16 protein-coding genes, 1 tRNA gene and 1 pseudogene are annotated in these 22,879 nt (G+C 72.9%); 9 read left to right on the plus strand and 9 right to left on the minus strand.

What is annotated here, in order from left to right:
• Nucleotides 1-45: 45 nt before the first annotated feature.
• The 6 genes and pseudogenes from Pen02_RS34035 to Pen02_RS42190 all read right to left on the minus strand — a co-directional run.
• The gene (locus tag Pen02_RS34035) at nucleotides 46-552 is read right to left on the minus strand and encodes a GNAT family N-acetyltransferase (RefSeq protein WP_203870281.1); all 507 of its coding nucleotides are present in this window, start codon (nucleotides 550-552) and stop codon (nucleotides 46-48) included.
• Nucleotides 553-683: 131 nt separating this feature from the next.
• Complete coding sequence (locus tag Pen02_RS34040; RefSeq protein WP_239141750.1) at nucleotides 684-3,872, minus strand: AfsR/SARP family transcriptional regulator; 3,189 nt, start codon at nucleotides 3,870-3,872, stop codon at nucleotides 684-686.
• Nucleotides 3,873-3,955: 83 nt separating this feature from the next.
• Nucleotides 3,956-4,579, minus strand: a complete 624-nt coding sequence (locus Pen02_RS34045; RefSeq protein WP_203870282.1) for an ATP-dependent Clp protease proteolytic subunit — start codon at nucleotides 4,577-4,579, stop codon at nucleotides 3,956-3,958.
• A 48-nt stretch (nucleotides 4,580-4,627) separates the two neighbouring features.
• Nucleotides 4,628-5,188 (minus strand): hypothetical protein, encoded by a 561-nt coding sequence (locus Pen02_RS34050; RefSeq protein WP_203870283.1) that lies wholly within the window; start codon nucleotides 5,186-5,188, stop codon nucleotides 4,628-4,630.
• 163 nt (nucleotides 5,189-5,351) lie between these two features.
• Nucleotides 5,352-5,424, minus strand: a tRNA-Arg gene (locus tag Pen02_RS34055).
• A gap of 1,119 nt (nucleotides 5,425-6,543) precedes the next feature.
• Nucleotides 6,544-7,575: pseudogene (locus Pen02_RS42190) on the minus strand (alpha/beta hydrolase); the annotation flags it as partial.
• A gap of 171 nt (nucleotides 7,576-7,746) precedes the next feature.
• Here Pen02_RS42190 and ssb point away from each other — a divergent pair.
• Nucleotides 7,747-8,643, plus strand: a complete 897-nt coding sequence (ssb, locus tag Pen02_RS34065; RefSeq protein ID WP_203870285.1) for a single-stranded DNA-binding protein — start codon at nucleotides 7,747-7,749, stop codon at nucleotides 8,641-8,643.
• 252 nt (nucleotides 8,644-8,895) lie between these two features.
• On the opposite strand, the gene Pen02_RS34070 is transcribed toward ssb, so the two are convergent.
• Nucleotides 8,896-10,233, minus strand: a complete 1,338-nt coding sequence (locus Pen02_RS34070; protein WP_239141752.1) for an acyltransferase family protein — start codon at nucleotides 10,231-10,233, stop codon at nucleotides 8,896-8,898.
• Between the two features lie 588 nt (nucleotides 10,234-10,821).
• Between Pen02_RS34070 and Pen02_RS34075 the strand changes: the two genes are divergently transcribed.
• A complete protein-coding gene (locus tag Pen02_RS34075; protein ID WP_239141790.1) occupies nucleotides 10,822-11,901 on the plus strand; it encodes a cobalamin biosynthesis protein in 1,080 nt (359 codons plus the stop codon).
• The gene (locus Pen02_RS34080; RefSeq protein ID WP_203870287.1) at nucleotides 11,898-13,469 is read left to right on the plus strand and encodes a cobyric acid synthase; all 1,572 of its coding nucleotides are present in this window, start codon (nucleotides 11,898-11,900) and stop codon (nucleotides 13,467-13,469) included. The genes Pen02_RS34075 and Pen02_RS34080 overlap by 4 nt, the downstream gene beginning before the upstream one ends.
• Nucleotides 13,470-13,737: 268 nt before the next feature.
• On the opposite strand, the gene Pen02_RS34085 is transcribed toward Pen02_RS34080, so the two are convergent.
• Nucleotides 13,738-14,148 (minus strand): rhodanese-like domain-containing protein, encoded by a 411-nt coding sequence (locus Pen02_RS34085; RefSeq protein ID WP_203870288.1) that lies wholly within the window; start codon nucleotides 14,146-14,148, stop codon nucleotides 13,738-13,740.
• Between the two features lie 49 nt (nucleotides 14,149-14,197).
• On the opposite strand from Pen02_RS34085, the gene Pen02_RS34090 reads away from it, so the two are divergent.
• The 3 genes from Pen02_RS34090 to Pen02_RS34100 all read left to right on the plus strand — a co-directional run bounded on the left by Pen02_RS34090 (nucleotide 14,198) and on the right by Pen02_RS34100 (nucleotide 17,560).
• Nucleotides 14,198-14,818: a uridine kinase family protein gene (locus Pen02_RS34090; RefSeq protein ID WP_203870289.1), complete on the plus strand. Its 621-nt coding sequence runs from the start codon at nucleotides 14,198-14,200 to the stop codon at nucleotides 14,816-14,818.
• Nucleotides 14,819-14,909: 91 nt separating this feature from the next.
• Nucleotides 14,910-16,109 (plus strand): M48 family metallopeptidase, encoded by a 1,200-nt coding sequence (locus Pen02_RS34095; RefSeq protein ID WP_203870290.1) that lies wholly within the window; start codon nucleotides 14,910-14,912, stop codon nucleotides 16,107-16,109.
• An 86-nt stretch (nucleotides 16,110-16,195) separates the two neighbouring features.
• Entirely contained in the window at nucleotides 16,196-17,560 is a 1,365-nt protein-coding gene (locus tag Pen02_RS34100) for a dipeptidase (protein WP_203870291.1), read from the plus strand.
• Between the two features lie 253 nt (nucleotides 17,561-17,813).
• Here Pen02_RS34100 and Pen02_RS34105 read toward each other — a convergent pair whose 3' ends face one another.
• Nucleotides 17,814-19,451, minus strand: a complete 1,638-nt coding sequence (locus Pen02_RS34105) for an LPXTG cell wall anchor domain-containing protein (protein WP_203870292.1) — start codon at nucleotides 19,449-19,451, stop codon at nucleotides 17,814-17,816.
• Nucleotides 19,452-19,762: 311 nt separating this feature from the next.
• Here Pen02_RS34105 and Pen02_RS34110 point away from each other — a divergent pair, with 311 nt between their 5' ends.
• The 3 genes from Pen02_RS34110 to uppS all read left to right on the plus strand — a co-directional run bounded on the left by Pen02_RS34110 (nucleotide 19,763) and on the right by uppS (nucleotide 22,877).
• Nucleotides 19,763-19,969, plus strand: a complete 207-nt coding sequence (locus Pen02_RS34110) for a hypothetical protein (protein ID WP_203870293.1) — start codon at nucleotides 19,763-19,765, stop codon at nucleotides 19,967-19,969.
• Nucleotides 19,970-20,138: 169 nt separating this feature from the next.
• Nucleotides 20,139-22,049, plus strand: coding sequence for an ATP-dependent DNA ligase (locus tag Pen02_RS42195; RefSeq protein WP_239141754.1), 1,911 nt, complete (start codon nucleotides 20,139-20,141; stop codon nucleotides 22,047-22,049).
• A gap of 51 nt (nucleotides 22,050-22,100) precedes the next feature.
• Nucleotides 22,101-22,877, plus strand: coding sequence for a polyprenyl diphosphate synthase (gene uppS, locus Pen02_RS34125; protein ID WP_203870294.1), 777 nt, complete (start codon nucleotides 22,101-22,103; stop codon nucleotides 22,875-22,877).
• Nucleotides 22,878-22,879 lie beyond the last annotated feature (2 nt).

Here is a 22,879-nt window from a genome sequence, read left to right on the forward strand (position 1 = left end):
CGGGCGGCGCGGACTTCCCGGGCGGCGTGGAGTTTCCGAACCGGGTCAGAGTTCGCGGTACATGACGTGCAGGCCGACCCTGCCCAGGGTCGGGTGGGCGAAGGCGCCCGGAACGGTGCCGACCACGGCGAACCCGTGCCGTTGGTAGAGCGCCACGGCCCGATGGTTGGACTCGGCCACGGCGTTGAACTGCATGCCGGCGAATCCCTGCCGCTTCGCCCAGTCCAGGGCGTACCGGCAGAGGGCGGTCCCGGTGCCCTGTCCCCGGGCGTCGGCGGCGACCATGAAGCTGGCGGTCGAGACGTGCCCGCCCGGACCGGGCCGGTTCGGTCCCATCTTGGCCGTGCCGAGCAGCCGGCCGCCGCTCGGGCCGGTCGCGCTCTCCTCGACGGCCACCACGGTCAGCCCCGGCGCCGACTCGACCCAGAGGCCGTACGCCTGCTCGGCGGTCAACCGCGGATCGTAGGTGAACGTCTCCCCGGCCCGTACGACGTCCCGGACGATCGGCCACACCTGCGGCCAGTCGGCCGGCACGAACTCGCGGATCTGCACGGCGCGACGCTAGCCACGGCGGCCGGACGGGACAACCGAGATATCGCCCGCCGTCGGGACGGTCGTGATCGGTGACCTGCCGCTCGGCGACGTCGGGGCGCGTTCGGCCGCCGATGTCTGTGCGGGGGCGGTCAGCTCGCCGGAGCCAGTGGGGCGGCACCGGCGGACCGGTCCACCGGTTGCCCGCCCGGTGCGGCGTGCACGGTCGCCTCCGCCTGGGCGAGTCCCCGGTGCGCCCGGGTCAGCTCGTCCCGGTCGCCGGTCTCCAGCGTGATCGTCAGCGCCGCGCGGTACCGGCCGGCCGCGTCGGCGGGACGGCCGGCGGCGTACAGCACGTCGCCGAGGTTGTTCAGCACACTCGCCTCGCCGTACCGGTGGCCGGTCTCCTGGAACCGGCCGAGCGCCTCGGCGAACTCCTCGACGGCCAGGTCGTACCGGCCCAGCCAGGTGTGCACCCGGCCCAGGTTGGACAGCGCGGTGGCTTCACCGTCGCGGTGACCGGCCGCCCGGAACAGCGCCAGCGCCCGCCGCAGGGCGGTGCCGGCCTCCTCGTACCGGCCCAGCTCGCGTTGCACGTCGCCCAGGTTGCACAGGCCGATCGCCTCGCCGACCCGGTCGCCGAGCGAGCGGAACAGGTCCCGCGACAGCCCGAGGTACTCGGCCGCCTCCTCGTACCGTTCCCACTCGCTGTAGACGTTGCCGAGGTTGGTCAGCGCACCGGCCTCGCCGTACCGGTCGTCGAGTCGACGGTAGAGGTCGAGCGCCTGCCGCTGGTGCTCGACCGCCGGCTCGCGCCGGCCCAGGCGCTCGTGGACGATGCCGAGGTTCGACCGGGTACGCGCCTCGCCGTACCGGTCGCCGCCCCGGCGGTGCATCGCCAGGGCACGTTCGAGATGCTCGATCGACTCCTGGTAGCGGCCCTGCAACCGGAGCACCGCGCCCAGGTTGGTCAGCGCGTGCGCCTGTCCGCGCTCGTCGGCGCCGTGCCGGGCGGCGTGCAGGGCGAAGGTGTGGATCTCCAGCGCGTCCAGGTGGTGACCGCTCTCCAGGTATCGGTAGAGGATGTCGGAGAGCAGCACCGCGTACGCCGGCCGGCCCTGCGTGGCGGCGTACCCGCAGACGGCCGCGAGAGTCGACCGCTCGCCGTCCAGCCAGTCGCGCGCCGCCTTCCGGGCGGCGGCGGCATGCTCCCCGCCAGCGTCGACGCCTGCCGGCGGCGGTGCCGGCCGGTCCGAGCGCGGAACCGCCGGCCGGTGGTGCCGTTCCGCCGGGTACAACTCGTCCATCGCCGCCGCGGCGGTGCCCAGGTAGTGGTCGAGCAGCCGGGTCAGCGCCGCCCGACGCTCCGGCTCCGGATCCGCCGCCCGGCACACCTCCGCCGCGTACGCCCGGAGCAGGTCGTGCATCGACCACCTGGACCGGCCGACCGGCTGGACCAGATGCGCCCGGACCAGTACGGCGAGCGCCTGCTCGGCCTGCTCTCCGGTCAGCCCGGTCAGCGCCGCCACGGCCGACAACCCGACGTCGGCGCCCGGATGCAGCCCGAGCCGGCGGAACGTCACGGCGTCGGCGGCCCGGAGCTGCCGGTACGACCAGGAGAAGACCGTCCGGACCGCTGCCCGGGGGTCGTCCCCGGCCGCGAGCAGCCGTACCCGCCGGCCGTGGTCGGCCAGCTCCGCCACCAGGTCGGCGAGCCGGTCGTCCGGCCGGTTGCCGGCCAACTCCGCCGCGACCCGCAGCGCGAGGGGTAGGTGGACACACTGCTCGGCCAGCTCGGCCACGGCCCGTGGTTCCGCCTCGGCCCGGGCACCGATCAGCAGCCGGAGCAGGGTGACGGTGTCGGCCGGTGGAAGCGGCTCCAGGGCCAGCCGGCGGGCACCGTGCAGGGCCACCAGGCCGCCCAGGCTGTTCCGACTGGTCACCACGGTCATCCCCGGCGCGGCACCGGGCAGCAGCGGGCGAACCTGTTCGACCGAGGCCGCGTTGTCGAGGACGACCAACACCGGCCGGTCGGTCAGCTCGGTCCGGTAGCGGGCGGCCCGCTCGTCGAGGTCAGTCGGGATGTCGTCCTCGGGTACGCCGAGCGCGCCGAGCAACCGGGCCAGCGCGTCCCCGGCGGGAACCGGCTGGCCGTCGTCGTGACCGCGCAGGTCGAGATAGAGCTGACCGGCCGGGAACCGGGTCCGGGCCCGATGCGCCCAGTGCACCGCCAGCGCGGTCTTGCCGACGCCCGGGGTACCGCAGATCGCCACGATCACCGCCGGGCCGGGCGGGGACGGGGTCGGCGCGGGCGGCCGGTCGGCTCGCGCGGCCGGGGCGAACAACTGGTCGAGCCGGCGCAGTTCGGCCCGGCGGCCGGTGAAGCCGTACACGTCGGCCGGAAGCTGTCTCGGCACGGACGCCGGAACCGGCCGAACTCGTGCCGGCGGGCGGGCAAGGTCCGGAAGCTCGGCTCCTGGTGGAGCGGCAGCAGCGGCGGTGCCGGGCGGCCCGCCGTCGGCCCCGTCCGGGTCGGTCGCCGGTGCACCGCCCCCGGCCGGAGCGGGTCGGTCCGGTGCCGGACCGCGCAGCAGCGCCGCGTGGGCCGCCGCGAGCACGGGACCGGGATCGACGCCGAGTTCGTCGGCGAGCCGGGTCCGGGCCGCCCGATAGGCGGCGAACGCCTGCCCCGGGCGCCCGAGCGCGTGGTAGGCCCGGATCAGCAGGGCCTGCACGGCCTCGTCGAGCGGCTGGCCGGCCGCCATCTCGGCCACCGTCGGCAGCGCCTCGGCGGCGGCACCGAGGTCGAGCAGCGCCGCGCAGAGCCGGGCCCGCATCGCCTGCCGTTCCCCGGTCAGAGCCAGCACCCTCGGATGGTCGGCGAGCACCGGTACGTCGGCCATCGGGTCGCCCCGCCACAGCGCGAGTGCCTGTCGGGACAGTGTTGCGACGCGCCGCGGGTCGCCGTCCCGCTCGGCGGAGCGCGCGGCGTCGGCCAGCGCGCGGAACTCTTCCAGGTCCACGCCGTCAGCGGCGAGCCGCAGGGCGTAGCCGCTGCCCACCGCCGGCAGCAACTCGCTCGGCGAGTGCGCCCGCCGGTCGGGTTCGAGGTGCCGGCGCAGGTGCTTGACGTGCGTCTGGAGGATGTTCGCGGCGCTTGGCGGTGGTCGCTCGCCCCAGAGGGCGTCGATGAGTTCGGTGCGCGGCACCGGGTGACCGCGAGCCAGCACGAGCAGGCCGAGTACGGCCCGCCGGCCCGCCGGACCGAGGTCGAGCTCCCGGCCGCCGCGCCAGCCGCGTACCGGACCGAGCACCTGCACCCGTACGCCGCGTACCTGCACGCCCACCTCCAGATGCGCGGAACAATGCTGTCACGCGCGATCCATGAGCGTCTACGTGTGTGCGGGCGGTGGGACGGGTGGGCTCAGCCGGGCGTACCGGCGTCCTCGGCGACCCGCCCGGTGTTGCTGACCACCGCGTCGATGAAGCCGTAGTCCCTGGCCTCGGTCGCGGTGAACCAACGGTCACGGTCGGCGTCCCGCACCACCTGGTCGTAGGTCTGCCCGGTGTGCTGGGCGATCATCTCCAGCAGCATCCGCTTGGTGTGCAGCATCTGCTCGGCCTGGATCGCGATGTCGGCCGCCGTACCGCCCATGCCGCCGGAGGGCTGGTGCATGATGATCCGCGCGTGCGGCAGCGCGTACCGCTTGCCGGGCGTTCCGGCGCAGAGCAGGAACTGTCCCATCGATCCGGCCATCCCCATGGCCACAGTGGACACGTCGTTGTCGATGAACTGCATGGTGTCGTAGATCGCCATGCCGGCGTAGACCGAGCCGCCCGGCGAGTTGATCCAGAGGCTGACGTCCCGTTGCGGGTCCTCGGCCGCGAGCAGCAGCAGTTGGGCGCAGATCCGGTTGGCCACCTCGTCGGTGACCTCGCTGCCGAGGAAGATGATGCGCTCCTTGAGCAGCCGGCTGTAGACCGAGTCGTCGAGGGTGCCGTGCGGCTGTTCTCCGCCCCGCGCCTGGGGGGTGTGCAGGTCAGTCATGTCAGCAACGTAGTGACGGCGACCGGGAAAAATCGCCTGCTTACGCTGTCAGCGCACGGCTTCAGCCCTGGGCGGAATCCCGTCACCGTGGCGGCGCAGGTCGGCGTAGACCGCGATCTGCTGGGTCAGGAACAGCACCATGACGATCTCCACGGCCACCGCCGTCGCCGACAGCACCGAGAAGTCGCCCCGAACGCAGCGGATCACGATGGCGATCATTCCGGGCAGGCAGAACGTCGTCAGGTCGATGGCCAGTTGGAACAGCTTCCGGCTGCGGCGGCGCCGATCGGAGCGGTGGCTGCCCTCCCAGCCGAACACGGGTTGGGCGGCGCCCACCATGGCACCCAGCCGGGGACCGAGATCGGTACGGATGTAGTGCCCGATCGCCGAGATCTTCTCGTCGTTGACGAGGTAGGTCCAGCCGAGCACCACACACACCGGGGGCAGCAGCAGGAGAAGGTTGACACTGCCGGTCTGGAACGTCCCGAGCACCACGCCCGCGATCGAGACGAGGGTCGCGTACATGAGATTGTCGCGGGTGCTGATCCGGTGGCTCTGTTCCTCTTTGAGCCGGTCGTACTCCTGGGTGAGGAGAACTCCCAGGCTCACCTCGTCCCACCTCAAGCCGTGCGGCTCCGACCTCGCAGCGAACGACACGAGCGCCTCCGAACGACGGTGGGACCTCAGTATCGCGTAGCGTCTCGCTTGCGTACAGCGACGAAGTTTCGGCAGAATTTTCAATTCCGCGCCGGTTTCGGACCCGGGGAGGAGGTGCGCCCGGCAGGATTCGAACCTGCGACCAACTGCTTAGAAGGCAGCTGCTCTATCCGCTGAGCTACGGGCGCGGGACGTGGTCGTGTGCCTCAGCAGGCTACCGTTGCCGGTACATCGGTCGGCCGAGGACGTGACGATCTGGCCTGCACATACTAGGTTTCGAAGCGTGCAGTTGACGAGCACAATGTTTCTGCCGCTCCTGGTGTCGGTCGACGACACGAGGTACGGCGAGAGTCACCTGCTCGAAGACTTCACCCAGGACCTCGACGTGGGCTACTCGTTCGGACCGCCGTACGGTAATCGCCTGGTCACCTGGGATGACTTGGACCAGCTTGAGGTCAGTCAGGCGGAGCTTCGGCAGGTGGCGGTCGACAACCTCTACCGGCTCCTGCCGAGGTTGCGGATCGACGGGCAGCCACCCGCGCCGATGCTCTCGTTCGGCGGACTGGAGTCCACCGTCCTGCTCGCCGCCGAGGTCTGGGAGGACCTGGAACGCTCCGTGCCGGGCGAGCTGGTCGTCGGCGTACCGGCCAGGGACGTGGTGATCGTCACTGGTACGGCCTCCCGGCCGGGCATGGAGAAGGTACGCCGGGCGGTGGACCGGATCTTCTTCGCGGGCGACCAGAATCTGCTCAGTCGCGAGCTGTTGGTGTGGCGGCAGGGCGGCTGGTCCCCGTATCGGGCGACGCCGGAGTCCGAGCCGGAGCCGGAGCGGTGGGAGGAGCCGGGTCCGGAGCGGGCCGGTCCGGAGCGGGATCGCTGGGAGAGTCCGGACCGGGACCCGGATCGGGGCCGAGACCGGGACCGGGACGGTCGAGCGGGTCCGGAGCGGGTTCGGGAGACCCCGCGTGAGGACCCGGAGCGGTTCCGTGAGCCCGGCCGTTGGCGGGGCGCGGGTCCCGAGCGGGAGTCTGAGCCTGAGCCGGGTCGGTGGCGGAGTGCGGGTCCCGAGCGGGAGTCTGAGCCGGGTCGGTGGCGAGGCGCGGGTCCCGAGCGGGAGCCTGAGCCCGAGCTTGGTCGTTGGCGGGGCGCGGGGCCGGAACGGGAGCCTGAGCCCGAGCCGGGTCGGCGGCGGGCGGCGCCCCGTCCGGAGCCGGGACCGGCGACGCCTCGATGGCAGAGCGGCCCCCGGCCGGAGCCGGAGGACGAACCCGAGCCTGAGCCGAGTCGGTGGCGGGGTGGACCGACTCGGGAGCCGGGTCCGTACCGGGTGCCCCGGCAGCGGTCGGGAGACGGCGGGACGACGGACTGGCCGGAGCGTCCGCCGGTGCGTCGGTCGAAACGACGTAGGCCGAGGCCCAACGGTTGAGCTCGGTGAACACCTGCCGACGGACGGCCGGTCCGGAGAGGGTGAGGTCGTGCAGGGCGCCGTCGAACCGGGTCAGCGTTACGTGCCGGCCCAGCTTCGGCGCCCACCGGGCGATGTGCTCGACGTCGAGTACGGCGTCCGACAGCGCCGCCGACTCGTCCCAGGTCCGTCCCCGGAAGGTGCGGTTCGAGATGCTGACCAGGACCGGCACCGGGATCTCCAGTCCGGCGCGCAGTTGCCGTTGCGCCCGTCCGATCGCGGCGAGCCAGCCGACCCGGACCGGGAAACCGGCCACCGGCTTCCAGCCGAGGTCGTAGCTCCATTCGCCCCGGTGCTCGGTGTGCAGGCTGTGGCCGTACACGGCGGACAGCCGGCGGGGGACGGTCCGGTAGGGCATCCGGTGGCTGACCCGGGCGAGCATCGCCAGGCCCGGCCGGCGGACCAGCCAGGGCATGTTGAGGTCGAAGAACGGGCTGTTCAGGAAGAGCCCGTCGACGATGCCGGCGGATCGGCGGGCGTGCGCCCAGAGCGCCGTGACCAGGCCGCCGGTGGAGTGTCCGTTGACCAGCAACGTACGGTTGCCGTCCGTCTCGCGGATGATCCGGGCCGCCGCGTCGAGTTCGGGGAAGTACTCGGTCAGGTCGCGACAGAAGTTCGGCGTCTGGTGCGGCAGCAGGCTGCGCCCGTGTTTGCGCAGGTCGAGTGCGTAGAAGTGCCAGCCGTTCTCGACGAAGAAGTTGGCCAGGTGGGTCTGGAAGAAGTAGTCGGCGAACCCGTGCACGTAGAGCACGGCACGGTCGCTGGCCCGGCTCGCCCGGCGGTGGACCAGCGTGGCCACCACCGGCCCCTCCTCGTCCCGGCCGAGGTCGATCGTCTGCCGCTCGTACGGCGGGCCGAGCAGGTCCGGTTCCACCCTGCCGACGCTACTCCGCGATACCAGACCAGCCCTTGATCAGGGCGTTTTCCACAGGGTGCCTGGTTGTCCACAGTCGGGTGGGCGATGGTGGCAGCCCGCCGTCTCCGGTGGCGATGCTGTCGGTCGAGTCGGCTCGGACGGGAACAACCGGATCCCTGTGGAGGGACGATGTTCGATACTTATATGACCATTGTCGGTAATGTGCTGACCGCACCGGAATGGCGGCGTACCAGCCAGAGTGGCACCCTGGTGGCCAATTTCAAGGTGGCCTCGACCGCTCGTCGCCTCGACCGGGAAAGTGGCCGATGGGTCGACGGCAACAGCCTGCGCGTCAGGGTGAACTGTTGGCGGAAGCTGGCGGAGGGGGTGGCCTCCTCGGTGATGGTCGGTGACCCGGTCGTCGTGGTCGGTCGGCTCTACACCCGCGACTGGACCGACGACACGGGCAACCACCGCACCATGTACGAGTTGGAGGCGGTGGCCGTCGGCCATGACCTGTCCCGGGGAAGGGGACGGTTCGCCCGGAACCGGCCGTCGATGACGACCTCGTCGATGGAGGAAGCCGAGGCCGAGGCCAGGGTGCACGGCGAGGCCACCGAGTCGGTGTCGCCCGAGGAGGCGCCGGCGCTGCCCGACGAGCGTCCGTTCGGCGACGACGACTACTACCGGGGCCTCCCTGTGCCGTCGAGCCCCGCGCTCGACCCGGCGCACCTGTCGGCCACGTCCTTCGACGGCCGGCTCGACCTCGACGGGCTGCCTGACGACGACGTGACCGGTCCGGAGGACGACCTGGACGAGCGATCCGGTTCGTCGACCGGCACCGCCTACGCTGCGCTGACCAGCGACAACGGCCGGAAGGCCAGCGACAACGGCAGCGGGGCCAGCGGCCGGGACGGCGGCGACGCGCTCGCCGTCGAGGGCGAGGGCGGCGAACCCGGCACCTCCGGCGGGGGCGAGGACGACCAGCGGCTCGGCAACGAGCACGACGACACCGTGCAGCTCGATCGGACCGGTGGCACCGGTCGCGGCCGGCGTGGCCGGGGCCGAGAGCCGGTTTCCGTCTGAACGCTTCCGGACCGGGCACATCGGCGGGCTGATATCCAGCCTGGACGTGCCTGATCCGGCGGTCCGGCCGGGGGTAGGCGGCCGGACAACGGGTCGCCCGGAAAGAGCGGTGGTCGCCTCCCCGCCGCCATCCGGGCCGACCGAGGGTGGGGAGGTCGGTCGCGGCACTCGCCGGCCTCCCCACCCGACCGTTCGCGCATTACCCCCGCCCGTACCGCCCCGGGATGGGCGGCGGCGCGACCCCCATAGCCCTTACGGCCGAGGGCCCTCGGCACGGGACGTCTGCGCCCGGCGGGGCGCCGGTACCGCTCGGGTCGGCAGACCATCCCGCGCAGCCTGCTCGGTCCGCTCCGGTACCCGGCCAGTCTGCTCGGTCCGGTCGGGTGCCCGGCCAGTCTGCTCAGTCCGGTCCGGTACCCGGCCAGTCTGCTCGGGCCGGTCGGGTGCCCGGCCAGCCTCGGCAACGTCGGCAACCTCACCAGCCTCGGTGGCCGGTACGGGTGGCTGGCCGGGCTGCCGCTGCCGTACGACACCCGACGGCGGTACCGCCGTTCGTGGTCGGCGCCGGGGACCGAGCACACGCATCATCGGTGTCTCGACGAACCGGAAGAGCAGCCAGGCGGCGGCCAGACTGACCAGCAACAGGACGATCGCGACGACCGGCCCTCGCCAACCGGTGAACCCGCCGGAGTGCCCGGCAAAGCGGAAGATGGCCTTGATCAGGAAGACATGGACCAGATAGAACGCGAACGAGACCTCGCCGAGCCAGACCAGCGGCCGGGACCGCCACGGCGACCAGCGCCCGGTCACGTCGGCCCGGGCCGCGCTCGCGATCACCAGTATGTAGCCGAAGGCCAACACGGTGGTCCAGAGTTCAGCGCGGATCCACTCCATCGACGCCACCCAGATCGCGACGAAGAGACCGGTGGAGAGCAGCAGACCGGGGCCCCGCCACTTCCCGCGCAGCATCAGTTCGGCGGCGGCGACGCCCATCCAGAACTCGAAGGAGCGGACGACGGGGAAGATCTGGGTGAACCACCAGCGGGCGGTTTCCGGCAGCAGTTGCTGACCCGGCCACATCGCCATGATCAGCAGTGGCATGGCGACGACGACGGCGTAGAGCTGCCAGGCCCGCATCCGACGGATCAGCGGGAGGACGAACGGGAGCGCGAGATAGAAGAACATCTCGCAGGCGAGCGACCAACTCACGTTGTTGATGCTGTAGAAGTAGCCGTTGACGGGAATCCACGCCTGGACCAGGAACAGGTTGGCCAGCGCGGCCTTCACGTTGACCGGGTCGGCCCAGTAGAGCGCGAGTGCGAGGACCAGGGCCCAGGTGACGAGGTGGTTCGGATAGATCTTCGCGGCCCGACGCCGCCAGAAAGCGCGTCTGGTGTCGTCCGGCCGGGCAGACCAGACCAGCACGAACCCGCTGAGGATGAAGAAGAACTGCACCCCGGAGAGGCCGAGCGTGAAGACCCAGTCGACCACCTGGCGATACCCCGGTTCGGCGACGATCTGCATGGTGCCGACGTGAAAGCCGAAGACCAGCATCGCGGCGACCCACCGCAGCCCGGTCAGCGACGGCAACCGGTTCAGCGCCGTCCCGGCGCCGCCTCGTCCCGTCCCGTCCGGTTTTCTCGTCGCACCGGCGGCAGTCGTTCCGCCGGCAACCGTCGTGTCGCCGGGTTCCGCCGTTTGGCCCGAGCCTGCCGGACCGCCGGCCGGAATTTCCGTGACGGGCGTCACGCTGGTCATCGGACCTCCCCGATGGGCACATCGATGGCCAGCACTTACGCCTCCCGTCGGGAAAGTTGTGCCGGGATGTCCGGTCGCGCGGCGCCTCCCGGCCGGGTACGCCCGCTGTGGCGGGTCCGCCCGCGACCCTATCCGGTGCCGGGGCGGGGTGCCGTGGGCACGGGCACCAACCGGTTCGGCGTACCGGTGGAGGCGCTGGTCAGCGAGCTGTTGATCGTCATCGGGGCGGCCCGGCTAGGCTCCGGGGCGGGGGAGGTGGTCGCCGTGCGGCCAGAAAACAGCACATCCGGAACCGGCAGTGCCGCCGCACGAGGGCGTGGGCCGGCCGTAACTGGCAACGCCGCCGCACGAGATCGTGGCCCGGCGGGGACCGGCGACGGGATGGGGCATGCCGGTGGTCGGGGCAGCGTTGCGGGTTGGCTGGTCGGCGGCAGGGCAGCGGGTTGGCTCGCCGGTGGTACGGCCAACGCCGCCGGGCTGGCGGCCGGCTATGCCTTGGACGCGATCTTCGGCGACCCCCGCCGAGGCCATCCGGTCGCCGGGTTCGGGCAGTTCGCGGGTGCGCTCGAACGGCGGATGTACCAGCCTCGACGTGCCACTGGCGCGGGGTTCGCGGCGGCGGCGGTCGGCGTACCGGTGGTGCTCGGTACGGCGGCGGCGGTCGCGACGCGGCGTCGACCGCTCGCCCGCGCGGCGCTGGTCGCCGCCGCCACCTGGGCGGTGCTCGGCGGGCGGACGCTGCGGCGGGAGGCCACGGTGATGAGCCAGGCACTTCGCCGGGCGGACGTGCCGGCGGCACGACGGCGGCTGGGACACCTGTGCGGGCGGGATCCGGCGACGCTGGACGAGTCCGAACTCGCCCGGGCCACCGTCGAGTCGGTCGCGGAGAACACCTCCGACGCGGTGGTCGCGCCGCTGGTCTGGGGCGCGGTGGCCGGACTGCCGGGCCTGCTCGGTTACCGGGCGGCGAACACCCTGGACGCGATGGTCGGGCACCGGTCGGACCGGTACGCCCGGTTCGGCACCGCCGCCGCCCGCCTCGACGACCTGCTCAACCTGCTGCCGTCCCGGTTGACCGGGCTGCTCACCATCGCCGCCGCCCCGCTGGTCCGGGGCGATCGGACCCGCGCCTGGCACGTCTGGCGACGTGACCGGGCGGACCACCCCAGCCCCAACGCCGGACAGTGCGAGGCGGCGATGGCCGGAGCCCTCGGCGTCCGGCTCGGCGGTCGTAACGTCTACTTCGGACGATCGGAGGTCCGGCCGTTCCTCGGCGACGGACCCAGACCTGAGGCCCGGCACATCGACCGGGCCGCCCGGCTCTCCGGCGCGGTCGGGCTCGCCGCGCTCGGCCTGACGGTGGCGTACGCGGCCACCAGCCGGCCACGCCGCGCCACGGCCGGCTGGCTCACCCGCCGATGGAGCGGACCCGGGACATCGCCCGTGACCCGGCGAAGGACCGCACGGACGGTACGCGCGGCGGACCGGCGGGCCCGGTGAGCGGCGGGCTGCTGGTCGCCGGCACCACCTCGGACGCCGGCAAGAGTGTGCTCACCGCCGGCATCTGCCGGTGGCTGCACCGCCGAGGTGTCCGGGTGGCCCCGTTCAAGGCGCAGAACATGTCCAACAACTCGGCGGTGGTGGTCGGGCCGGACGGGCGGGGCGGCGAGATCGGCCGGGCCCAGGCAATGCAGGCCGCCGCCTGCGGGGTCGCGGCCGACCTGAGGTTCAACCCGGTACTGCTGAAGCCCGGTAGTGACCGGTCCAGCCAGGTGGTGCTGCTCGGCACGGCGGTCGACACCGTCACCGCCGGCAACTTCCGTGCCCTCCGCCCCCGGCTCGCCACCGCCGCCTTCGAGGCACTGGCCGAACTACGCGCCGAGTACGACGTGGTGGTCTGCGAGGGGGCGGGCAGCCCGACCGAGATCAACCTCCGGGACACCGACTACGCGAACATGGGCCTGGCGAGGCACGCCCGGCTCCCGACGATCGTGGTCGGCGACATCGACCGGGGTGGCGTCTTCGCGTCGATGTTCGGCACGGTGGCCCTGCTCGACGCCGCCGACCAGGAACTCGTGGCCGGCTTCGTCGTCAACAAGTTCCGGGGCGACCTGGACCTGCTCCGCCCCGGCCTCGACATGCTGACCCGGCTCACCGGTCGGCCGACGTACGGGGTGCTGCCCTGGCACGTCGACCTGTGGCTGGACGCCGAGGACTCGCTCGCCTACGGACGGGTGCTCGGCCGGCCGGCGCCGCCGAAGGGCGACGAGTGGCTGGACGTGGCGGTGATCCGGCTACCCCGGATCTCCAACGCCACCGACGTGGAGGCACTGGCCACCGAGCCGGGCGTACGGGTCCGGCTGACCGTCGAGCCGGCCGAGGTCGCCGCCGCCGACCTCGTCGTACTGCCCGGCACGAAGTCGACCGTGGCCGACCTGGACTGGCTCCGGCGTACCGGCCTTGCCGACGTGGTGCGGGCGCACGTCGCCGCCGGGCGGCCACTGCTCGGCATCTGCGGCGGCTTCCAGATGCTCGCCCGGCACATCGACGACGAGGTGGAGAGCGGGCAGGGCCGGGTCGCCGGGCTCCAGCTACTGCCCATCGAGGTCACCTTCGGCGCGGCCAAGACCGTCACCCGCTCGGTCGGCAGCGCGTTCGGATCGGTTCCGGTCCAGGGATACGAGATCCACCACGGGTACGTCTCCCGGGCCGACCCGGCACCGCCGCCGCTGATCCACTACTCCGACGGCCAGCCGGAGGGGGCTGCGGTCGGCCACCTCTTCGGTACCCACTGGCACGGCGCGTTCACCTCCGACGGGTTCCGCCGCCGGTTCCTCACCGAGGTGGCCCGGCTGGCCGGCCGACACGGCTTCCGGGTCGCTCCGGACACCTCCTTCGCCGCAGCCCGGGAACGCACCCTGGACCTGCTCGGCGACCTGGTGGAGGAGCACCTCGACACGGCCGCCCTGTGGCAGCTCGTCGAGCAGGGGCCGCCCCCGGAGCTACCGTTCGTCCCACCCGGGGCACCATCGGCAACCGCCCCGGCGCCACACGTCCCGGCGGGATAACCGACCCACCTCCGGCGACACGTCGGGCAAGTCGGCTCGCCTGTACCCGTCGGCTTGGGCGTCTGCGCACGTCGGGCGGGTCGCCTGCGCCCGCTCGGTCGGGTTACCTACGTGCGGTGGTTGGCCATTCGGGCGGGTCGCCTGCGCCCGCTCGGTCGGGTTACCTACGTGCGGTGGTTGGCCATTCGGGTGCGGTGCTCGGGTCGGCTACCTGCCGTGGTCGGGTTATCTGGGTGCGGTGGCCGGGCCTCCGGTGTGCGGTGGCCGGTTACCTGCGCACGTCGCCCGGTCCGGAGCCGCAGGGAAGCCCTGCCCGCCGCCACGCCTCGAAGCCGCCGACCAGGTCGGTCGCCCGCCACAACCCCAGGCCCCGCAGGCTGGCCGCCGCCAGACTGGAGCTGTAGCCCTGCCGGCAGATCACCACGATCTCGATGTCGTAGCCGACCGCCTCCGGGATCCGTGAGCCGCTCGCCGGGTCGAGCCGCCACTCCAGCACGGTACGGTCGATCACCAGCGCTCCGGGCAGTTCGCCCTGCTCCGTCCGCTGCGGATCGGTACGGGTGTCCACCAGCAGTGCCCCGCGCCGGCCCGCCGCGAGTGTTTCCAGCGGGGTCAGGCGGTGTACCCCGGCACGGGCCCGAGCCAGCAACGCGGCCACGCCCCGATCTTGATCTGACACTGGATCATTCTCTCCCTGCCCAGGTCAGCCCCGGAGTAGGGTTCGCCAGATGTCACCCGTGGTCGAGTCGTACGCCGAGTTGGCGGCGCGGATCCTGCGCCGGCCGGCCCGGCTCGGGCAGACCCGACTGGTCGCGGTCGACGGGCCGAGCGGGGCCGGCAAGACCCTCTTCGCCGGCCGGCTGGCGGTGGCGCTCGACGCGGCCACGGCACGCGTCGAGCCGGTGACCCCGGTGGTGCACACCGACGATCTGCTGGACGGCTGGGCCGACCAGTTCACCTTCTGGTCCCGGCTCGACGAGTGGGTACTCGCCCCGCTGCGCGCCGGCCGACCCGGCCGCTACCACCGGTACGACTGGACGCTCGGCCGCTTCGAGCCGGGCTGGACGGTGGTTCCTCCGGCCCCGGTGGTGATCCTCGAAGGAGTCTCCAGCGCCCGCACGCTGATCGCCCCCGAGTTGGCTCTCTCGGTATTCGTGACCGCACCGGCGCGACTGTGCCGGGACCGTGCCCTGGCCCGGGACGGTGCCGCGCTGGTACCTCAGCTCACGGTCTGGCGCCGTGGCGAGCGGGCGCACTTCGCCGCGGACCGTACCGTCGAACGGGTCGACCTCGTGGTGGACGGCGCCGCCGGCCCGCTGGACAGCGCCGCTTTCGTCCGGGTCCGGTGACGGACTGACCCTGGTCCGCTTATGGACGTATCCGGATCGCTGCGGCACGATCGGCAGAACAGGCCGACGCGCGGCGGGCGGGGGGCACACCATGACGACAGGCGGCACGAGTGGTATTCCCGCCCGGCGGCGGGTGGTGCTCACCGGGATCAGTTCCCGGGCCTGGGAGCATCCCGCCGACCGTGGCGCGCTGACCGCGCTGCGCGAACTGCGCGGCTTCGACGACGTGGTCAAGGCGTTCTTCGGGATGTGGAACGAGCGCGGCTTCCGACTCTCCTACCTGGCCGCCGCGATCCGGGCCGACCACCGGCAGTACCCGCGGGTCTACCGGCTCTACGCCGAGGCGGGCGCCGCGCTGGACGTGGCCGAGCTGCCGGAACTCTTCGTGACCCAGTCGCCCTGGCTGACCGGTGAGGCGATCGGCCTCGACCGGCCGTTCATCGTGATCAGCTCGGCCGCCGTCAGCCAACTCGACGACGACGAACTCCGCTTCCTGCTCGGTCACGAACTGGGCCATGTGGGCAGCGGGCACGCCGTCTACAAGACGATCCTGACCATCCTCACCCGCTGGGCGGCCAACCTGAGCTGGTTGCCGGTCGGTGCGCTCGCGCTCCGGGCGATCATCGCCGCGATGCTGGAGTGGTGGCGCAAGGCGGAACTGTCGGGCGACCGGGCCGGGCTGCTCGCCAGCCAGGACCCGGCGGCGGCGCTGCGGGTACTGATGAAGCTGGCCGGCGGCGGCGACCTGAGCCAGATCGACACGACCGCCTTCCTCGAACAGGCATCCGAGTACGAGGGCGGCGGCGACCTGCGGGACAGCCTGCACAAGATCCGGATGACCGCCTGGAGCACCCACCCGGTGCCGGTGGCCAGGGCGGCGGACCTGCGCCGGTGGGTCGACTCCGGCGAGTACGCCCGGCTGCTCGGTGGCGACTATCCCCGTCGGGAGGACGACGACCTGACCTCGGTCTCCGCCGAGATCAAGGCTGCGGCGGAGTCGTACCGGGAGGCTTTCGGACGTTCCCAGGACCCGTTGGTCGGGCTGCTGCGCCGGCTCGGCGACGGCGCCAGTGACCTCGGCGAATGGGCGGGCGGTGGTGCCGGCCGGGCCCGTTCCTGGATGAGCGCGGCGGGCGAGGCCGCCGCCCGGGCCGCCGGTCGCAACCGCCGGGCCGGCAATCCGGGTACCAGCCGGCCGTCCCGCCCGGGCACCGACGACAGGGCCGGACACGGGGCCGGACACGGGGACGGTACGGACGACCCGGACGGCCCGACCGACGCCACTGCGTAACACCTGCCGCCCGTACCATCCGCCCGCGCCGGCTGCCTGTAACACCAGGTCGACGGGCCGGCGCGGCGCCGCATACGATCTTCCCCATGCCTACGACTGCCCGCACCGAGTCCGAACTTCGTGCCGCGATCGAGCGTGAGCTGCCCGGCGTACGAGCCGACCTGGAGCGGTTGGTCCGGATCCCCGGCATCGCCTTCGACGGCTTCGACCACTCCCAGGTCGAGCGCTCCGCGGAGGCGGTCGCCGAACTGCTGCGCGGCTGCTCCCTCGACGTGCGGGTGGTCCGGTCCGGCGGCCAGCCGGCGGTGATCGGTCGCCGGCCCGCGCCGCCCGGCGCACCGACCGTGATGCTGTACGCGCACCACGACGTCCAGCCGGTGGGCGACCTGAGCCTCTGGCAGAGCGACCCGTTCGAGCCGGTGGAGCGGGACGGCCGGCTCTACGGCCGGGGCGCCGCCGACGACAAGGCCGGCGTACTGGCACACGTCGCCGCACTGCGCGCCTTCGGGGACGCGTTGCCGGTCGGCGTGGTGCTGTTCATCGAGGGTGAGGAGGAGTTCGGCTCCGACTCGCTGGAGCGGCTGCTCGAAGAACACCGGGACGAGATCGCGGCGGACGTGATCGTGATCGCCGACTCCGGCAACTGGGACGTCGGCGTACCGGCGCTGACCACCTCGCTGCGCGGCATCGTCAACTGTTTCGTCGAGGTCCGCACGCTGTCCCAGGCCGTGCACAGCGGCATGTTCGGCGGAGGCGTACCCGATGCCCTGACCACGCTCTGCCAACTGCTGGCCACCCTGCACGACCCGGCCGGCGACGTGGCGGTGCAGGGGCTGGTCAGCGCGCCGGGCGCCACCGTCGACTATCCGGAGGAGCGGCTGCGGACCGAGGCCGGAATGCTCGACGGCGTCTCGTTCGTCGGTACCGGCCGGCTGACCGACCGGTTCTGGAACAAGCCGGCGATCTCGGTGATCGGGCTGGACGCGCCGCCGACCGGGGAGGCGCCGAACGCGCTGGTGCCGTCGGCGAAGGCCAAGCTGAGCGTCCGACTGGCCCCGGGTGACCAGGCCGCGCGGGCGTACGCCGCGCTGACCGAGCACCTGCGCAAGCACGCCCCGCACGGGGCGAGCGTCACGGTGACCCTGGAGCACGACGGGGAGCCCTGCGTGATCGACGCCTCGGGCCCGGTGTACGAGGCGGCCCGGGACGCCTTCCGGACCGCCTGGGACGGGGTCGACCCGGTGGACATGGGGATCGGCGGCTCGATCCCGTTCATCGAGACGTTCCGCCGGATGTTCCCGGACGCGGCGATCCTGGTGACCGGCGTCGAGGACCCGTACGCGCGGGCGCACGGGCCGAACGAGAGCCTGCACCTGGGGGAGTTCGCCCGGGTCTGCCTGGCCGAGGCACTGCTGCTGGCCAAGGTCGCCGAGACCGCCTCCGCCGACTGACCGACCCAGCTCGACCTGCTCCGGCTGACCTGTGGCCGACCCGGACGGCGTCCCCGGTGACGGCGACGCGGGCGGCGGTTCAGGCTGGCCGGCTCGAACGGACCGGGCTCAGGCTGGCCGGCTCCGGTCCACCGGAGCCGGCCAGCCGGCGTTGTTCGCGCGACGGCCGTAGCCGTCGAGGTCGCGGTGTGACCCGGTCGGCTACTCCGACGGCGGAGGCACCGTCGACCGGGTCGCGGTGTGACCCGGTCGGCTACTCCGACGGCGGAGGCACCGTCGACCGGCGCCGTCGGCCGAGGAGCAGCAGTACCGCGCCGAGGAGCAGGACACCGGCACCGACCGCCGCGATCGGGCCGGTCCGCGCCCCGGTGATCGGCAAGCCGTCGTCGTCGCCGTCGACGGCACCGCCGCCGCCACCCGGTTCGTTGAACACGATCTTGGCGGTGTTGCTCTTCGGACCGGTCTCCGTCGACGGGCCGACGCTGCGGACCGTGACCGTGCCGTTCGTACCCGGCGTGGAGTTGATTTTCACTCGGACGACGGACGACAGCACTCCCTCGCCGGAGGCCGTCGCCGGCCACTGGCTCTCGGTGCCGCAGTCGACCTCGCTCAGTTCGGCGATCGACTCGCCCGCCTCGTCCCGGAACGCGCACCATTGGCTCGGCAGCAGGACGGTGCCGCTGGGTGCGACGATCCGCCAGGTGGCAGCGCCGTCCGACGGGCCGTGGTTGGTGATGGTGTACGGCACCTCCACCGTGTCACCGACCGAGCCGGTGACCGCGGTGGCGCGTACCTCGAGATCGTGGCTGTTGGCCTTGGTCCAGATGCTGAACTCGTCGACGTTGGTCCCGGCCTCGGCGTCCACCCGGGCCGGGCCGGCGCCACCGGTCGTGGCCTGCGGTCCCGCCGGGTTCTGCGGTCCCGCCGTGTCGTGCTGTCCCGCCGTGGCCGGTGGTCCCGTCGTCGGCGGCTCGTCGGGAGTCCGCTCTCCCGCCGATCGAGGCTTGGCCCGGCTCGGCGGACCGGTCCCGTTCCGCTGTTCCGCCTCGGCGCGCAGCTCGGCGATCTTGTCGGCCAGCGACGGGCCGGCGGTCGTACCGGTCCGGCTCAGGGCGTCCGGCAGGGCCTGGTCGTCCAGTTCGGCGGCCTCGAACCAGCCGGCCTCCTCGGCGGGCCCCGGCAGGTTCTTGCCGAAGACGAGGTTGAACGCCGCGTCGCCGGACTGCGGATCGGAGAAGGCGACTCCGGCACCGGGCTCGAGGATCAGGTTCATCCGGCAGGTCACCCGCTGCGGGCCGTAGACGTAGCCGGCCGGTGGCTCGCCGGGCCAGTCGTCGTCGTAGACGCAGTCGCTGTACCGTTCGCCGAAGGTCGCGCCGAGCGGCAGGGTGATGTTCAGCAGGAAGCCGGGCAGCGCCGTGTCGCCGAAGTTGAAGACGGTGGCGTCCAGCGGTCGCCGATCGCCGCCGCCGACCCGCTGCTGTGCGGAGCCGAGATCGCCGACGCTGGCCACCAGGCCCGAGCCGCTTGCCCGGATGCTGACCGGAAGCTCGTAACTGGCCGAGACCGCGCCGTCAGGACCCTGGGCCGAGACGCTGACCCTGACGGTGCCCGCCGGGCCGGGCCGGGCGTCCGGGGTACTCCGCAGCACGATCGGATAGACCAGCAGGTCCTGCCCCGCAGCCAGCTCGCCGTGCCGACAGTCCGCCGTCCGGCCCACCTGGCGGCAGTCGGTGCTGCCCTCGGGTACCGAGAGGATCACGTCGTCGCTGGTGGTCCCGGCGTCGTAGACCGCGCCGACCCCGGTGGCCGGGGCGTCTCCGGCGTTGCGGAGCTGGAATCCGACGGTGGTGCCGGCAGGGCCGATCCGGACGTCGGCGGTGCTGGACACCTGCAACTGCGGCTGCGCGGCAGCGTACGCCGGGCGGGTCGTGACGGGGAGAGCGAGTGTCGCGAGGACTGCGGCGGCGGCCGCGGCAACCCGTCTGCCGCCTGGGCGAAGGATGGCGTTCGGCATGACTCTCCGGGGTCTCTCGCCGGTGCCCGGTCCCTGATGCGGGACGGCGATCGGCTGGAGGGGAGTGTGGACAGAGGACGGAGGTCCGTAGTCGAAAGATAGCCCACTTCCGCCGCGACGGGAGATCCGTGGGAAGAAAGCGGAGAAAGCGCCCGGCGGGACGGTCGGGACGATAGGATTCGAACATGAGTACGAACGAGGCCATCGCGCGGCTCGACGCCGCGGTCAGTGCGTTGCGGGACGTCGACGTCTCCGCGTGGTCCGAGGATGCGCTCCGGGACCAGCTCGGCGATCTTTCCACCGTTCTCTGTGCGCTCGATGCCGCCCTCGCCCGGGTGGCCGACAGCGTGCGTGCCCGTGGCCTGCGCATCGAGGAGCCGGCCCCGGCCTGACCGCCCACACCCCGCCGAGCCGAAGCCGGACCGAAGCCGGGACGAGGGCGGGACGGGGCCAGGACGAGGGCGGGACGGGGAGCGAGGGCGGCCGGAGAACGTGGCCGGGCGGCCGGAGGATGAGGTCGGACGGCCGGAAGATGTCGGTGGTGGCTGCCAGGATGGAGCCGTGCGCTTCGTTGACCTGGCAACCACCTCCGCCGCCGTCGCCGCCACCTCCGGGCGGCGGGCCAAGGTCGAGCTGCTTGCCGGGGCGCTGCGCGACCTTGCGCCGGACGAACTCGCCGCTGGTTCGGCTTACCTTGCCGGTGAGCTGCGGCAGCGGCAGACCGGGGTCGGCTACGCCAGCCTCCGTGAGCTGCCGCCACCGGCCGAGCAGCCCACCCTGACGGTGGCCGGTGTCGACGCGGCGATAGCCGAGCTGTCCGAGGTGCGCGGGCCGGGCTCGCAGCACCGCCGCCGCGAGTTGCTGTCCGCCCTCTTCGAGGCGGCCACCGTCGACGAGCGGCGGATGCTGCTCGGCCTGTTCAGCGGCGAGCTACGGCAGGGCGCCCAGGCCGGCCTGCTGGCCGAGGCGATCGCCCGGGCGGCCGAGGTGCCGCTGCCCACGGTCCGCCGGGCGCTGCTGCTGGCCGGTGACCTGAAGACGGTCGCGGTGGCCGCGCTCACCGGCGGCTCGGGCGCGCTGTCCGGGTTCGCGTTGCAGGTCGGCCGTCCGCTCTCGCCGATGCTGGCGCAGAGTGCCGCCTCGGTCGAGGAGGCGCTGACCGCCGTCGGGCTGCCGGCGGTGGTCGACGTGAAACTCGACGGCATCCGCATCCAGGTGCACCGCTCCGGCGACGACATCGCGGTCTTCACCCGCAGCCTTGACGAGATCACCTCGCGGGTTCCGGAGGTGGTGGCGGCGGTCCGGTCGCTGCCGGCCCGCGAGCTGGTGCTGGACGGCGAGGCGATCGCGCTCGACGCCGCCGGCCGGCCCCGACCGTTCCAGGAGACCGCCAGCCGGGCGGCGACCAGAGGCGCCCGGCGAGCCGTCCGCGACGAGGCCGACCGCGCTCACGGCGTTACGGCAGGCGCCGAGGCGGGCGGCGGACATCCGGCAGGCATCGAGGCGGGCCGTGCCCAGGGCGGTGCGGAACCTGCCGAAGCCGGCTTCGCGCCGGATGCCGCAGGCGACGCCGGGGTCGGTTCTGCGCAGACCGACGCCGAAGTCGTCGGAGGCGGCGGTACCCGGAGTTTCGGGGCGGCGCCGGCCGCGCCGTCGACGGCCGGGGCGGCCCGGATGGTGGGGCCGGTGGACATCTCCGAGGTGCCCCGGATCGGCACCTCCGGCACAGCGCCCGCCGAGATTCCCGGGCCGGACCGGCCGGTGACCGCCGCGCCGTCGGTGGTCGCGGCGGCCAGCACCAGTGGCGGGGTCGTGCTGACGCCGTACTTCTTCGACATCCTGCACCTGGACGGCGTCGACCTGCTCGACGCACCGGGGCACGAGCGCTGGGCCGCGCTGGCCGCCACGGTCTCGGCCACGCAACTCGTCGAGCGGATCACCGTCGACACGGTGGAGCAGGCGTCCGCCGCGTTCGCCGCCGCCGTCGACGCGGGGCACGAGGGCATCGTGGTCAAGGCGCCGGACGCGGCGTACGACGCGGGGCGGCGCGGAGCCGCCTGGGTCAAGGTGAAGCCGAGGCACACCCTCGACCTCGTCGTGCTCGCCGTCGAGTGGGGCAGTGGTCGGCGCAAGGGCTGGCTGTCGAACCTGCACCTCGGCGCCCGCGACCCCGAGACCGGTGGCTTCGTGATGCTCGGCAAGACGTTCAAGGGGCTGACCGACGAGTTGCTGCGCTGGCAGACCGAGCGCTTCCAGGAACTGGCGGTGGAACGCGGCGACTGGGTGGTCCGGGTACGTCCGGAGCAGGTCGTGGAGATCGCCTTCGACGGGGTGCAGAGCAGCCCGCGCTATCCGGGCGGGGTGGCGCTGCGGTTCGCCCGGGTGGTGCGTTACCGCGACGACAAGAGCGCGGCGGAGGCGGACACGATCGAGGCCGTACGGGCCATCCACGCAGGTCGGCGCCCCGACTGACGGTCGTCGCGGCTACCACCGCCACCGGCGACGGGTTGCTACCGTTCGGCAATGATCTTCCGGCACCCGCTCTACCGGCTGTACGTCCGCCGCCTGCGGGCTCAACTCGTCGGGAAGTCGTTGCCCCGGCACGTGGCCATGGTGATGGACGGCAACCGGCGGTGGGCACGGCAGCAGGGCTTCGAGAACCCGAGCGTCGGCCACCGGTACGGCGCGGAGCACGTCGACGAGGTGCTCGGCTGGTGTGCCGAACTCGGCATCGAACACGTGACGATCTTCGTCGCCTCGACCGACAACCTGCGCAAGCGGGCCTCCGGCGAGGTGCAGTACCTGATGGAGGTGATCGAGCGGATCGTCGCCGCCCGGCTCGCCGAACGTCCCGGCCGGTGGCAGTTGCACCTCGCCGGCCGGCTGGACACGCTGCCCGACTCGACCCGGCACGCGCTGAAACTGGCCCGGGACGCGACCGCCGAGCGTGGAGCCCGGTTCCACCTGACCATCGCGGTCGGCTACGACGGTCGGGTGGAGATCGTCGACGCGATCCGCGCCCTGCTGGACGAGGCGGCCCGGGACGGCGCGACCCCGACCGAGCTGGCACGCCGACTGACCGACGAGGACATCGCGGCGCACCTCTACACCCAGGGACGACCCGATCCCGACCTGATCATCCGGACCAGTGGCGAGCAGCGGATGTCCGGCTTCCTGCTGTGGCAGGCGGCCTACTCCGAGCTGTACTTCTGCGACGCGTACTGGCCCGGGTTCCGGTACGTCGACTTCCTGCGCGCCCTGCGGTCGTACGCCGCGCGGCAGCGCCGGTACGGCGCCTGACC

It is taken from the genome of Plantactinospora endophytica (genome assembly GCF_016862915.1).
Taxonomy (GTDB): domain Bacteria; phylum Actinomycetota; class Actinomycetes; order Mycobacteriales; family Micromonosporaceae; genus Plantactinospora; species Plantactinospora endophytica.